The organism is Sphingomonas soli NBRC 100801 (genome assembly GCF_001591025.1).
GTDB classification, from domain to species: Bacteria; Pseudomonadota; Alphaproteobacteria; order Sphingomonadales; family Sphingomonadaceae; genus Sphingomonas; species Sphingomonas soli.
The window spans coordinates 1-11,849 of the sequence record NZ_BCTZ01000031.1; the positions used below are offsets into that span (position 1 = coordinate 1).

Below are 11,849 nucleotides of genomic sequence, written 5' to 3' on the forward strand. Positions count from 1 at the left end.
CAAGATGCCGGTCCACGCAGTTCGCCGACACGTTGAGCTTGCCATCCGCGAACCAGCTTATGTGGAAATCACCCTCCTCGAACGACCAGTCCCCCGCAATCTCAGGACGCTTCATCCAGTCCAGACGCTTCGCTGCCTCCAGCCAAAAACTACCTGGATCCGCGAGGCTGCGGCCGTGCAGGGTCTCATAGCCGGCAGCATCCACGCGCGCATTGCGCGCCCATTCTTCGGGAACGGGATAGATGCTTTCAGACATGAGATTCTCCTTACGGAACGCTTGATAGAAGCGGGGGGGCGAAACAAGCAAGCGAGCCGCTGCGACAAACTGCGACAATGTTTTGGTGGAACAGAATCGCTTCCGAAACCATCTAGGAGGTCATGAACCGATCCATCGCATGGACACTCGCACTCGCGATCCCGCTCGCCGCCTGTTCGTCCGGGCCGGATTATCGTCCCCGCGCCGCCAGCGAGATCGGGGTGCCCGACCAATTCTCTGTACCCACAGCGCAGGGCGCACAGGAAGATCTGAGCCAGTGGTGGACGCGTTTCGACGACCCGATGCTCGCCAGCCTGGTCGAACGTGCGCGCGCCGGCAATCTAGACATCGCCGTCGCCGTCACGCGCCTTCGCCAGGCCCGCGAATCGCTCACCCAGTCGCGCGCGAGCCTGCTTCCCGCGATCAGCGCCGGGGCAGGCTATTCGCGCAGCCAGGCGATCACTGGGCCCGGCGGCGGCAATGACAGTTTCTCGATCGGCGGCGACGCCAGCTATCAGGTGGATCTGTTCGGCGGTGTCCGGCGCGGGGTCGAAGCCTCGCGCGCAGGCTATGAAGCGAGCGGCTTCGATTATGCCACGGTGCTAATCTCGGTTCAGGCCGAGACGGCGCGCAACTATGTTCTCGCCCGGCTCGCCCAGACCAATCTTGCCAACGCGCGCGAGGCGCTCCGCATCCAGGACGACAATCTCGAAATCGCCGGTTTCCGGGTGCAGGCCGGGTTGGTCTCGTCGTTCGATCAGGAGCAGGCCCGCGCGAGCCGCGCGCAGACCGCCGCGTCGATCCCGTCGCTGGAGGCGAGCTATAATGGCTTCGTCTCGCGGCTCGGCGTGTTGACCGGCCAAGCCCCGGGCGCGCTCAAGGCCGAGCTGGAGACCGCTAAGCCGATCCCGCGCGGGCCGGCCGACGTCGCCACCGGCATCCCCGCCGATTCGCTCCGCCAGCGCCCCGATGTTCGCGCCGCAGAGCGCAGCCTTGCCGCCGCCACGGCCAATATCGGCGTCGCCACCGCGCAGCTTTACCCCGCGCTTTCGATCGGCGGCAGCCTGGATGGCGGCAGCGGCGCGCTCTCCAGCATATTCGACGCGATTTCGGGTCGGCTGTTCGCCAATCTTGCCCAGACGATCTTCGACGGTGGCCGCCGCCAGAGCCAGGTCCGCTCGGCCGAAGCCGCCGCAGACGGCGCGTTCCTCTCCTACAAATCCACCGTGCTCAGCGCGCTTGAGGATATCGAGAACGCGGTCGTCGCGCTGCAGACCGCACAGGCCCGCGAGCGCGAGTTCCGCATCGCGCTTGAGGCTGCGAACAACCAGACCTTACTCGCGCGGCTGCAATATCGCTCGGGCCTCACCGATTTCACGACGCTCAACCAGGCCGAATCGAGCCTTATCTCCGCGCGCAACGGCCTCAGCCAGGCGCAGGCGGACCAATCTACCGCTTTGATCCAGCTCTATCTCGCACTGGGCGGCGGATGGGACAGCAATGTCACGCCGATCGCTCCCTCGCAGACTCCCGCACAGGCATCCACCGATGGCAACTGACACCAAGAAGCTCGACGAATTCCTAGGGACCCCGGCCGCGCCCAGGTGGCGGCGCTATGTCAAATGGGTCGCGATCGGCGTGGGACTTCTGCTGGCGGTGCTGCTCGCCTTCCGCCTGTTCGGCGGGTCCGAAGAGGTGCGCTACACCACTGCGGAAGTAGAGCGCGGCAATCTGACCGTGACCGTGTCGGCCACCGGCAAGCTCGCGCCGACCAATCAGGTGACGGTGGGCTCCGAACTTTCGGGCCTGGTCGAAAGCGTCACCGCCGACGTCAACGATCGCGTGGTGAAGGGGCAGCCGATCGCGCTGCTGGATACCTCGCGGCTCGACGACGCCATCGCGCAGAGCGCCGCCGCGCTCAACGCCAGCATCGCGCAGGTCTCGCAGGCCGCAGCCACGGTCAGCGAGACGCAGGCCCAGTTGGCCCGCATGGAGGAGGTCAGCCGGCTTTCAGGCGGACGCGTCCCCGCAAAGGTCGAGATGGAGCAGGCCCGCGCCGCCGTCCAGCGGGCGATCGCCGCGCAGCGCACCGCGCAGGCCAATGTCGCATCTTCGCGCGCCGCGCTCTCGTCCAATCAGACGCAGCGGTCGAAGGCGGTCATCCGTTCGCCCGTCAACGGCGTCGTGCTCGTCCGCCAGATCGAGCCGGGCCAGACCGTTGCCGCCTCGCTCAACGCGCCGGTGCTGTTCGTCATCGCCGAAGACCTCTCCGCGATGCAGCTCGAAGTCTCGATCGACGAAGCCGATGTCGGGTCGGTCCAGCAGGGCCAGACCGCGAACTTCACCGTCGACGCCTTTCCGGGCAAGACCTTCCCCGCGACGATCACCCGCGTCGATCTCGCTTCGAACCTGACCGCGAGCGCAGCCAGCTCGTCCAGCGCGTCAGCCTCGGCGAACCAGGTCGTGTCCTATGCAGCGATCCTGAGTGTCGCCAATCCCGACCTCCAGCTTCGCCCAGGTATGACTGCGACGGCGGAGATCACCACCAAGGCGAAGCCCAACGTGCTGCTCGTGCCCAATGCGGCGCTGCGCTTCACGCCGGCGGTCCCGGGCGCATCGAGCGCCGGCGAAAGCAAGTCCGGCATCGCCGGGTCGCTCGTCCCCACGCGGCCGCGCCGCGGCAACCGCACCGAATCTTCGGGGAATGTGACGCAGGGCGGCAAGCAGACGGTCTATATCGTCGGCGAGGACGGCAAGCCGGAGCCGGTGGAGGTCACCATCGGCGACACCAACGGCAGCGTCACCGAGATCACCGGCGGCGACCTGAAGCCCGGCGCGAAGGTCATCACCGGCCAGCTTGCATCCGGCGCGAGCAGCAAGCGCGGCTCGGGCCAGCGGCGCCAAAGTGCTGGCGGCGGCGGTGGCGGTGGCGGCGCGCAGGGCGGAGGCCAGCGTGGCGGATAATCCACTCCCGCTGATTCAGTTGCGCAACGTCACCAAGGTTTACGGCGAAGGCGCGACGCAGTTTCAGGCGCTGAAGGGAATCGATCTCGATATCACCGCAGGCGATTTTGTCGCGGTGATGGGCCCGTCGGGCTCGGGCAAGTCGACGACGATGAACATCCTCGGCTGTCTCGACGTGCCTTCCTCTGGCGAGTTCCTGTTCAACGGCTTTCATGTCGAGCAACTGGGGCGCGACCAGCGCGCGCTGATGCGCCGCAAATATCTCGGCTTTGTGTTTCAGGGATTCAACCTGCTCGCGCGCACATCGGCGCTCGAGAATGTCGAGCTGCCGCTCGTCTATCGGGGCGATCCCAAGGCGCAGCGCCGCGATGCGGCAATGGCCGCGCTTGCGAAGGTGGGGCTCGATAAATGGTGGGATCACACCCCCGCCGAGCTTTCGGGCGGCCAGCAACAGCGCGTCGCGATCGCCCGCGCGATCGTCACCAACCCCGCCGTGCTGCTCGCCGACGAGCCGACTGGCAATCTCGATTCGGAGCGTTCGGTGGAAATCATGGAATTGCTCACCGATCTCAACCGGACCAGCAACATCACCGTGCTGATGGTGACGCACGAGCCCGACATGGCGGAATTCGCGCGCACGCTGGTGCATTTCAAGGACGGCCTGATCGAGCGGATCGAGCAGAATGACAAGGTGCCTGCCTGATGTTTGGCACCACCTTCATCCTCGCGATCCGATCGATCCTGCGGCACAAGCTTCGCTCGATCCTCACCGCGCTTGGCATCATCATCGGCGTCGCGGCGGTGGTGACGATGGTCACGCTCGGCAAGGCGACGACGGCCGCCGTGCAGCAGCAAATCTCGTCGCTCGGCACCAATATCCTCCAGGTGCGTCCGGGCCAGGGCTTCGGGCGCGGCGGCGGGGGGCCTCAGCCGGCCAATTTCGACGAACAGGACGTGCAGGCGGTGCGCGATCAGATCGCCGGCGTCATCGCGGTCGCCCCCCAGGCGCAGAGCAGCGGCACCGCAATCCATGAAGGCGCGAACGCGACTACCACGGTCAACGGCACGACGCTCGATTATTTCCGCGTCCAGCCCTGGCCGCTGGTCGACGGGCGCACCTGGAACCGGGCCGAGGAGCAAGCGGGCAAGGGCGTCTGCGTGATCGGAAACACGGTGCGCAAGAACCTGTTCAACGGCGGCGATGCAGTCGGCAAGAGGCTGCGGATCAACGGCATTTCCTGCGACGTGATCGGCATTCTCTCCACGCGCGGCCAGGCCGGGTTCGGCGGCGATCAGGACGATGTCGTGATCATGCCGATCAAGCAGGTCCAGCGCCGCTTCACGGGCAATCGCGATATCCGCCTGATGCTCGTCGGCACCGATCCCGATTATGAAACGGCCCAGGTCCAGGCGGGGATCACCTCGCTGCTGCGCGAGCGCCGCAATATCACCGGCGGCAAGCAGGACGATTTCAACATCTTTGACACCGCCCAGATCAGCGCCACGCTGACCGGCACGACGACATTGCTCACCCAGATCGTTGCGGCGGTGGCGGGGATCAGCCTCGTCGTCGGCGGGATCGGGATCATGAACATCATGCTGGTGTCGGTAACCGAGCGAACGCGCGAGATCGGCATACGATTGGCGATCGGCGCGGTGGCCAGCGAAGTGCTGATGCAGTTCCTTGTCGAGGCCGTGGTGCTCGCCATGCTCGGAGGCGTGATCGGGCTGCTGCTCGCTCAGTTCGCGGTGGCCGGGCTCTCGATCGCGGGTGGATTGCCGTTCCTGTTCGACGTGCAGATCAACGTTATCGCCTTTGCGATCTCGGCGATCATCGGCGTGGTATTCGGCTATTTCCCGGCGCGCCGGGCGGCCAGCCTCAATCCGATCGACGCGCTTCGGCACGAGTAATCGCTACCCGCAGGATCGGGTCACTTCCCGTCGGTCGGCAGTCCATATAGCGCGCGCAGCTCTTCCAGATCCTCGCGCGTATCGATATCGACGAGTTCTGCCGGGCTGGTGACCACGTGCTTGCCGCGCTTGATGAGCTGGCGCCCGCCTTCGTCGCCATCGAGCGCGAGCAGTTCGTCGTAAAGCCCCTTGCCGAACAGCGCGGGGGGCATCGGGCGGGTGCCGTCGCTGGACGCGACGATCGTGCCGGGGCCATTGGCTGCATCCAGCAACCGCATGACATGCGCGGCGGTGACGCGGGGCATGTCCGCGAGCGCGACCAGCACATAGTCGCAACCCAGTTCGCGGGCGCGCGCCACGCCATAGCTAAGCGAGCGCGCCTGGCCGAGCGACGGATCGGGATTCTCGATTACCGCATAGCCGCGCCCCGCGAAATCCAGCGCGGTATCGGCCACGATTGCGATCCGGGCATGGAAGGGCAGCTTCTCCAGCGCGGTGACGACATGATAGGCAAGCGGCTTGTCGAGGAACGGCTCGCCAAGCTTGTCACCGTCAAAGCGGCGCGAATGGCCCGCCGCCAGCAGCACCAGCGCAACCTGCTCGGGCTCAACCATGGAAGCTCCGCACCATCGACGCCGCGATCGACAAGGCGATCTCGGCCGGGCCGATCGCACCCAGGTTCAGGCCTGCCGGCCCTTCAATCCGCGCAAGACTGTCGGGCGTCACACCTGCCGCAGCCAGCCGCTCTAACCGCGCCGCATGGCTGCGGCGTGATCCCAAGGCGGCAACATAACCGGCTGGGCTCGCCAGTGCCGCGATCAATGCGGGGTCGTCGATCTTGATGTCGTGGCTCAGCGTCACCACGGCGGTGGCACGGTCGGGCCTCATTGCGGTCACGGCCTCGTCCGGCCAGCGGTCATCCAGAGTCACTCCGGGAAAACGCTCGGGCGTCAGAAATCTCCCGCGCGGATCGATCACGGTGCAATTTATCCCCAACTCGCGCGCCAGCCCCGCCAGCGACTGCGCGATCTGGACCGCGCCGATGATCAAAAGGCGGCGCGGCGGATCGTATCGGTTGAGGAATCCCCCCGCGCCGACCGCGCTGATGCCCGTGGCCAGATCCGTGCCCACGTCCAACGGCGACCCGCTGGCGCGCGCCGCCGCGATGCTCTCGAACAAGGCCGGTGCAAACCCCGCATCCGATACGGGCTGCACCAGAACCTCGATCGTGCCGCCGCAGGGCAGCCCAACCTCCCACGCGGCATCATCGGCCACGCCATAGGTTTTCACCACGGCGGGAGCGCCCCCGATCACCTCCGCCGCCGTCGCCAATATATCGGTCTCGACGCAGCCGCCCGAAACCGAGCCCTCGAAACGGCCATCGGCGTGGACGATCATGTGGCTGCCCCTGGGCCGCGGTGCCGATCCCCAGGTCGAGACCACCGTGGCAAGCGCCAGCGGCGCGCCTTTCCAGGCCAGTGCGGCGGCAATCACGCTGTCATTTTCCGCCACGCTTCGCCTCGCTACCGTCACAGATATGGCGTATCGACTAGCGCGGTATGCGGGGACTGGCGAGATCGTTGATTATGGCGGCATGGCTCACGGCAGGTGGCTGCGCGACGACGGCGGAGCATGGCACCGAAACCGCTCCTTTGATCATCGCCCATCGCGGCGCGAGCGGCGAGCGACCCGAGCATACGCTGATGGCCTATGAACTGGCGATCAAACAGGGCGCGGATTATATCGAGCCCGATCTCGTGCCGACCAAGGACGGGCACCTCGTCGTCCGCCACGAGAACAACATCGTCGAGACCACCGATATCGCGCAGCATCCCGAATTTGCGGCGCGGCGCACAACCAAGACGATCGATGGCATCAAGGAAACCGGCTGGTTCACCGAGGATTTCACGCTCGCCGAATTGAAGACGCTGCGTGCGGTCGAGCGGCTGCCGCTGATGCGCCCGGCCAACACGAAATATAATGGCCAGGCGGAGATCCCGACGATCGAGGAGGTGATCGCGCTCGCCAAGCGCGCTAGCGCGGAGACTGGGCGAGTGATCGGCATCTATCCCGAAACCAAGCACCCGACCTATTTCGCCTCGCTCGGCCTTCCGGTCGAGCCCCGCCTGCTCGCGGCGATCGAGGCCGCGGGATGGAACCGCGCCGATGCGCCGGTGTTCATCCAGTCGTTCGAAGTGAACAATCTGAAGGCGCTGGCGAAGCAGACCAAGGTCCGGCTGATCCAGCTCATCAAGCCCGCCACGGCGCCGGCCGATGGCAGCTATGCCGCCTATCGCGACATGATCGCCCCCGCCGCGCTCCGGGACATTGCCGACTATGCCTATGGCATCGGCCCCGAACTCACCCTCGTGCTCGATCCCGACAACAAGCCGACGACGCTGATCACCGATGCACATGCTGCGGGGCTGCGCGTCCACCCCTGGACCTTCCGCGCCGAGAGTGCGTTTCTCAACACTGCCTATCGCACGGGCACAAATCCGATGGAGCATGGCCGCCTGCTCGAAGAAATGCAGTATTTCCTCGGACTTGGTGTGGACGGTTTCTTCACGGATTACCCGTATATCGGAGCGCAAGCGCGCGCATCGTTCCGGACGCCCGCAAAGTAAGGACCGCCATGCGCAAGATCCTCGTGCCGTTCATCGTGGCGCTGCCACTTCTATCCGGCGGCTGCATCGCCAAGACGATCGTCGATGTCGCGACGCTGCCGGTCAAGGCAGCGGGCCAGGGCGTCGACTGGGCGACGACCAGCCAGGAAGAGTCCGACCGCAATTACGGCAGGAAGATGCGCAAGAAGGAGGCCGCCGAAGGGGCCGAGCGCAAGCGCGTTGCCGAGGAAGAGGCGATGCGGGACGCCGAGCTCAAGGAAAAGCAGCGCAACGATCGCAAGCACAAGAAGCGCCGGGACCGCGACGACTAGGACGTAGCGACGCAGCAGGGGCTGCCGCCCAATATCCGCGCCACCGCGCGCAGCGTTTCCGGCTTCATCTGCACGAACAAGTGACTGCTGCTGATCTCTATCGCGTGCGCCTTCGCTGTCTCTGGTTCGCGGCAGATCAGCCCATTGACCAGCCCGTCGCTGCGGCTCCAGATCGCAGTGGCCGGTACCGGCAAGGGTTTCGCCGCCTCCTCACGCCGCGCGATCACCGCTGCGTCGCTGATCTTCTCCCCGGTCAGCCATTCGAACTGCCGCCATACATTGGTTGCCGTGGGCGGCCCCGCAAAGGGTGAGCTGATCGTGATGACTTCGCGCACCAGCTCCGGATGCCTGTGCGCCGCAAGACGCGCCAAAATGCCGCCGAGCGATATGCCGACGAGCGTGACCTTCTCGCCCGCTTCGGAGTGGATCTCGGCAATGCGGGCGATCAACCGCTCATTCTCGCTGCCCACGGTGCGCACGCCGAGGTTACGCTTCAGACCCCAGCCATAGGCCCGATAGCCGAGTTTTCGCAGCATGTGTCGCAGCACGATATTCGATCGGTCCGCATTGAACAGGCCGGGCAGCACCAGCACCGGCCGACCATCGCCCGGGGGCAGGTCGCGCATCCACCCGCCCCGCGTCAGCCGCGCGACTGTCCAGAAGGCCCGGGGCCATTCGAGCGCGGCTGCCAGGGGTGGCGGTGCCTGCGATGCGTCACGCGGCATTGGTAACATCGAAGGCCTCATTTTCATGCCCGGCACCGCCATGCTATGCCACGGGGATGACAGAAGAAACCCACGTCCTCGATCGCCCGCCCGAAGGCGCGGCGCCGGATTGGACGATCTCCCAGAATTGGCAGGCATATACTGCGGAGGAGCACGCGACCTGGGACACCTTGTTCGCGCGCCAGGCGAAGCTGCTCCCCGGGCGCGCGAGCAAGGCGTATCTCAACGGCCTCGACGCGCTCAGGCTCTCCGATGGCGGCATTCCCAATTTCGAGGAGCTTTCCGAACGGCTGATGAAGCTCACCGGCTGGCAGGTCGTGGCGGTGCCTGGGCTGGTTCCCGATGACGTGTTCTTCGATCACATGGCCAATCGCCGCTTCGTCGCGGGCAATTTCATCCGCCGACCCGATCAGCTCGATTACATTCAGGAGCCCGACGTCTTCCACGACGTGTTCGGCCATGTGCCGATGCTCGCCGATCCGGTGTTTGCGGATTATCTTGAAGCCTATGGCCGCGGCGGCAATCGCGCGCTGGATCTCGGCGCGCTGAAGCAGCTTGGCCGGCTTTACTGGTACACGGTCGAGTTCGGGCTGATCGAAGAGGATGGCAATCTGCGCATCTATGGCTCGGGCATCGTCTCGAGCTTTGCCGAGAGCATCTTCGCGCTCGAGGATCCGAGCCCGAACCGCATCCGCTTCGACATGAAGCGGGTGATGCGCACCGAATACCGGATCGACGATTTTCAGCAGAACTACTTCGTCATCCCGAGCTTCGACGAACTGCTCCGCCAGACCGTCGAGACCGATTTCGCACCGCTTTACGCCGAGATCCTCGCCCAGCCCGACATCCCCATCGCCGCGATCCTGCCGGATGATCGTGTCCTCACGCGGGGCACCCAGGAATATGCGGCGTCGAAGGCGTAGCGTCGTTTTCAGTTAGACGGCACAGGCCCGCTCACCAGCTTCCGAACCCCGGTGCCTCGCCCTTGCCGCGGCTCATCCGCGTGACGCGATCGGGCCCGAAGCGTCGCCGCTTGGTGAGGATCAGCGTTGGCCAGTCGCCACGATCGATGCGGCCGGTCAGCCGCAATCCCTGGCGGCGATAGGCGCGTGCGACAGTCTCCGCCTGCGAATGGAGGAGCCCGGCGAGCACCAAAGTGCCGCCCTCGTCCAGCGCCATGCCGATCGTTGGCGCCAGCTCGGTGAGCGGGCCCGCCAGGATGTTGGCGAGGATCAGATCATAAGGCGCGCGCCCGATCAGCAGCGGATGCTCCAAGCCCGGTGCCACAGCGAGCGACAGCTCGCCGCGCCCGCCGCCGAGCGCCACGCCGTTGAGTTCGGCATTATCGGCGGTCACGTCGATCGAGCGCGGATCGATATCGGATGCCGTGGCATAAGCGCGGGGCCACAAGTGCATTGCGGCAAAGGCCAGAAGCCCGGTGCCGGTGCCGATATCCGCGAGGTTGCGGAAGCGCTTGCCCGCCGCGGCAAGATCGCCGAGCGCGATCAGGCATCCCGATGTCGTCTCATGCGTGCCGGTGCCGAATGCGAGCCCGGCATCGATGCGATATGCCTTCGCGCCAGCCGGGACCGCGCCCTTGTTTGTCGCGGTATGGACGTAAAAGCGACCTGCATGGACCGGCTCAATCCCCGATTGGCTGAGCGTCACCCAATCCGCGTCGCGGATTCGCTCAGCGACCGGCTTCACGCCCTTTGAGCTCGGAACCAGCGCCTGCACTGCGGCGAGCGCGGCGCTATTGGGCTTGCCATCGAAATAGGCTTCGAGCTGCCAGCTCGCCGGATCGTCCGGTATCCGCTCGCTGGTCAGGAGAACGGGCAAGGGATTGAGATCAAGATCCTCGACTTCGAGCACCTCCGCTTCGTCGCGGGTGCAGGGCAAGGTCAGTTTCCAGCTACTCATCGTACATAACTCGCACCATTCACGTCCAGGATCGCGCCCGTCATGGAGGGCGGGGCCTCCAATGCGCAGAAGCGCGCCAGAACCGCCACTTCGGATGCCTCCGCAACCCGGCCAAGCGGAATGTCGGCCAGCAATTTATCGCCGCCGCGACTGGCGAGATAATCGTCCGCCATGCCCGTCATCGTAAAGCCCGGGCAGATCGCGAACGCCAGGATGTTCTCGCTGGCATAGCCGCGCGCGATCGATTTGGTCATCGCGACCATCCCCGCCTTCGACGCGGCATAATGCCAATGCGCAGGGCTGTCGCCACGATAGGCGGCGCGGCTGGCCATGTTGACGATCCGTCCGCCGCGATTGCCGTCCTGCCAATGGAGGATGGCGAGGCGGCAAAGCTCCGCCGATGCGGTCAGGTTGACGCGCATCGTCCGCTCCCAATTCGCGGCCCAGGCGTCGCCGTCCCGGTCGATCGGGTTGCTTTCGAAAATCCCGGCATTGTTGATGAGCACGTCGATGCGGCCATCCAGCGCGCCGAGCGCCTTTTGCCAGAGCGCCTGCGCGCCGCCGGGTGCGTCGAAATCGGCGGCGATGCCGCTCTTCGTGCCATGGCCGATCAGGCGCACATCGTCGCGCGCAAAGGATCCGGCAATCGCCGCGCCGATGCCCCGGCTGCTACCGGTCAGGAGTATGTGGGTGGCCATCGCCCCCCACTAGCGACTATCCCTTCACGCCGCCACCGACGACGAGAAGCTTTCCGCCGCGTCGCGCAGGCGGTGGAGCTTTTCATCGACTTCCGTCACGTCGCGCTGAAGCGTGTCGATCTCGGTGGTCACCGATTTGGTATCCTCGCGGATCGCTCCGATCGTTGCCGACATGGAATCTGCGGCCAGCGCGGTTTCGTCGACCGCGGCTGTGATCGCGGTGACGGTCTGCGCCTGCACCTCCATCGCCGCACGGATGCGGTGTGCGCTCTCCTGTACTTCGCTCACCGTGGCGCGGATCGAAACATTGGTGTCGACCGTGCTCTTCGTGGCCGACTGGATCGCGGCGATCTTGGCGGCGATGTCATCGGTCGCGCGTGCGGTTTGGTTCGCCAGGCTCTTCACCTCCTGCGCGACGACCGCGAAGCCACGCCCGG

14 protein-coding genes are annotated in these 11,849 nt (G+C 65.7%); 7 read left to right on the top strand and 7 right to left on the bottom strand.

The features are described from left to right. A partial coding sequence (locus SSO01S_RS16945) for an acetyl-coenzyme A synthetase N-terminal domain-containing protein (protein ID WP_281178714.1) occupies positions 1-256 on the bottom strand: 256 nt, incomplete at its 3' end. A 122-nt stretch (positions 257-378) separates the two neighbouring features. Between SSO01S_RS16945 and SSO01S_RS16950 the strand changes: the two genes are divergently transcribed. The 4 genes from SSO01S_RS16950 to SSO01S_RS16965 are packed head-to-tail and all read left to right on the top strand — an operon-like array spanning position 379 to position 5,131. Further along, positions 379-1,815, top strand: a complete 1,437-nt coding sequence (locus SSO01S_RS16950; protein ID WP_066801593.1) for an efflux transporter outer membrane subunit — start codon at positions 379-381, stop codon at positions 1,813-1,815. Beyond that, positions 1,805-3,220 carry an efflux RND transporter periplasmic adaptor subunit gene (locus tag SSO01S_RS16955; protein ID WP_066801595.1) on the top strand — a complete coding sequence of 472 codons (1,416 nt, stop codon included), beginning with the start codon at positions 1,805-1,807 and terminating at the stop codon, positions 3,218-3,220. Before SSO01S_RS16950 ends, SSO01S_RS16955 begins: the two co-directional genes overlap by 11 nt. Continuing rightward, the gene (locus tag SSO01S_RS16960; RefSeq protein WP_066801625.1) at positions 3,210-3,923 is read left to right on the top strand and encodes an ABC transporter ATP-binding protein; all 714 of its coding nucleotides are present in this window, start codon (positions 3,210-3,212) and stop codon (positions 3,921-3,923) included. Before SSO01S_RS16955 ends, SSO01S_RS16960 begins: the two co-directional genes overlap by 11 nt. Continuing rightward, the gene (locus SSO01S_RS16965) at positions 3,923-5,131 is read left to right on the top strand and encodes an ABC transporter permease (RefSeq protein WP_066801598.1); all 1,209 of its coding nucleotides are present in this window, start codon (positions 3,923-3,925) and stop codon (positions 5,129-5,131) included. The genes SSO01S_RS16960 and SSO01S_RS16965 overlap by 1 nt, the downstream gene beginning before the upstream one ends. Positions 5,132-5,151: 20 nt before the next feature. Here SSO01S_RS16965 and SSO01S_RS16970 read toward each other — a convergent pair whose 3' ends face one another. Then, positions 5,152-5,745 (bottom strand): nucleotidyltransferase family protein, encoded by a 594-nt coding sequence (locus SSO01S_RS16970; RefSeq protein WP_066801601.1) that lies wholly within the window; start codon positions 5,743-5,745, stop codon positions 5,152-5,154. Then, the gene (locus SSO01S_RS16975) at positions 5,738-6,643 is read right to left on the bottom strand and encodes an XdhC family protein (RefSeq protein WP_066801604.1); all 906 of its coding nucleotides are present in this window, start codon (positions 6,641-6,643) and stop codon (positions 5,738-5,740) included. The genes SSO01S_RS16970 and SSO01S_RS16975 overlap by 8 nt, the downstream gene beginning before the upstream one ends. 74 nt (positions 6,644-6,717) lie before the next feature. On the opposite strand from SSO01S_RS16975, the gene SSO01S_RS16980 reads away from it, so the two are divergent. Together SSO01S_RS16980 and SSO01S_RS16985 are read left to right on the top strand one after the other, a co-directional pair. Then, on the top strand, positions 6,718-7,758 hold the full coding sequence (locus SSO01S_RS16980) for a glycerophosphodiester phosphodiesterase (protein WP_066801607.1): 1,041 nt from the start codon (positions 6,718-6,720) through the stop codon (positions 7,756-7,758). Between the two features lie 8 nt (positions 7,759-7,766). Further along, positions 7,767-8,069, top strand: a complete 303-nt coding sequence (locus tag SSO01S_RS16985) for a hypothetical protein (RefSeq protein WP_066801610.1) — start codon at positions 7,767-7,769, stop codon at positions 8,067-8,069. Here the strand turns inward: SSO01S_RS16985 and SSO01S_RS16990 are convergent. Then, the gene (locus tag SSO01S_RS16990) at positions 8,066-8,695 is read right to left on the bottom strand and encodes an alpha/beta fold hydrolase (RefSeq protein ID WP_245646880.1); all 630 of its coding nucleotides are present in this window, start codon (positions 8,693-8,695) and stop codon (positions 8,066-8,068) included. The genes SSO01S_RS16985 and SSO01S_RS16990 overlap by 4 nt on opposite strands. Positions 8,696-8,850: 155 nt before the next feature. On the opposite strand from SSO01S_RS16990, the gene phhA reads away from it, so the two are divergent. Beyond that, positions 8,851-9,717 carry a phenylalanine 4-monooxygenase gene (phhA, locus tag SSO01S_RS16995; protein WP_066801618.1) on the top strand — a complete coding sequence of 289 codons (867 nt, stop codon included), beginning with the start codon at positions 8,851-8,853 and terminating at the stop codon, positions 9,715-9,717. A gap of 31 nt (positions 9,718-9,748) precedes the next feature. Here the strand turns inward: phhA and SSO01S_RS17000 are convergent, their stop codons facing one another. The 3 genes from SSO01S_RS17000 to SSO01S_RS17010 all read right to left on the bottom strand — a co-directional run. Continuing rightward, entirely contained in the window at positions 9,749-10,714 is a 966-nt protein-coding gene (locus SSO01S_RS17000) for a 50S ribosomal protein L11 methyltransferase (protein WP_066801621.1), read from the bottom strand. After that, on the bottom strand, positions 10,711-11,412 hold the full coding sequence (locus SSO01S_RS17005; RefSeq protein ID WP_066801623.1) for an SDR family NAD(P)-dependent oxidoreductase: 702 nt from the start codon (positions 11,410-11,412) through the stop codon (positions 10,711-10,713). Before SSO01S_RS17005 ends, SSO01S_RS17000 begins: the two co-directional genes overlap by 4 nt. Positions 11,413-11,436: 24 nt before the next feature. Continuing rightward, positions 11,437-11,849: methyl-accepting chemotaxis protein (locus tag SSO01S_RS17010; protein ID WP_245646882.1), on the bottom strand; the 413-nt coding region annotated here is incomplete at its 5' end.

Bases quoted from the DNA above. Each gene is read 5' to 3' on its own strand.
- SSO01S_RS16950 (WP_066801593.1), top strand. From the start codon at position 379: ATGAACCGATCCATCGCATGGACACTCGCACTCGCGATCCCGCTCGCC.
- SSO01S_RS17005 (WP_066801623.1), bottom strand. From the start codon at position 11,412: ATGGCCACCCACATACTCCTGACCGGTAGCAGCCGGGGCATCGGCGCG.
- SSO01S_RS16965 (WP_066801598.1), top strand. From the start codon at position 3,923: ATGTTTGGCACCACCTTCATCCTCGCGATCCGATCGATCCTGCGGCAC.
- SSO01S_RS16955 (WP_066801595.1), top strand. From the start codon at position 1,805: ATGGCAACTGACACCAAGAAGCTCGACGAATTCCTAGGGACCCCGGCC.
- SSO01S_RS17000 (WP_066801621.1), bottom strand. From the start codon at position 10,714: ATGAGTAGCTGGAAACTGACCTTGCCCTGCACCCGCGACGAAGCGGAG.
- SSO01S_RS16970 (WP_066801601.1), bottom strand. From the start codon at position 5,745: ATGGTTGAGCCCGAGCAGGTTGCGCTGGTGCTGCTGGCGGCGGGCCAT.
- SSO01S_RS16990 (WP_245646880.1), bottom strand. From the start codon at position 8,695: ATGCGCGACCTGCCCCCGGGCGATGGTCGGCCGGTGCTGGTGCTGCCC.
- SSO01S_RS16985 (WP_066801610.1), top strand. From the start codon at position 7,767: ATGCGCAAGATCCTCGTGCCGTTCATCGTGGCGCTGCCACTTCTATCC.
- SSO01S_RS16980 (WP_066801607.1), top strand. From the start codon at position 6,718: ATGGCGGCATGGCTCACGGCAGGTGGCTGCGCGACGACGGCGGAGCAT.
- phhA (WP_066801618.1), top strand. From the start codon at position 8,851: ATGACAGAAGAAACCCACGTCCTCGATCGCCCGCCCGAAGGCGCGGCG.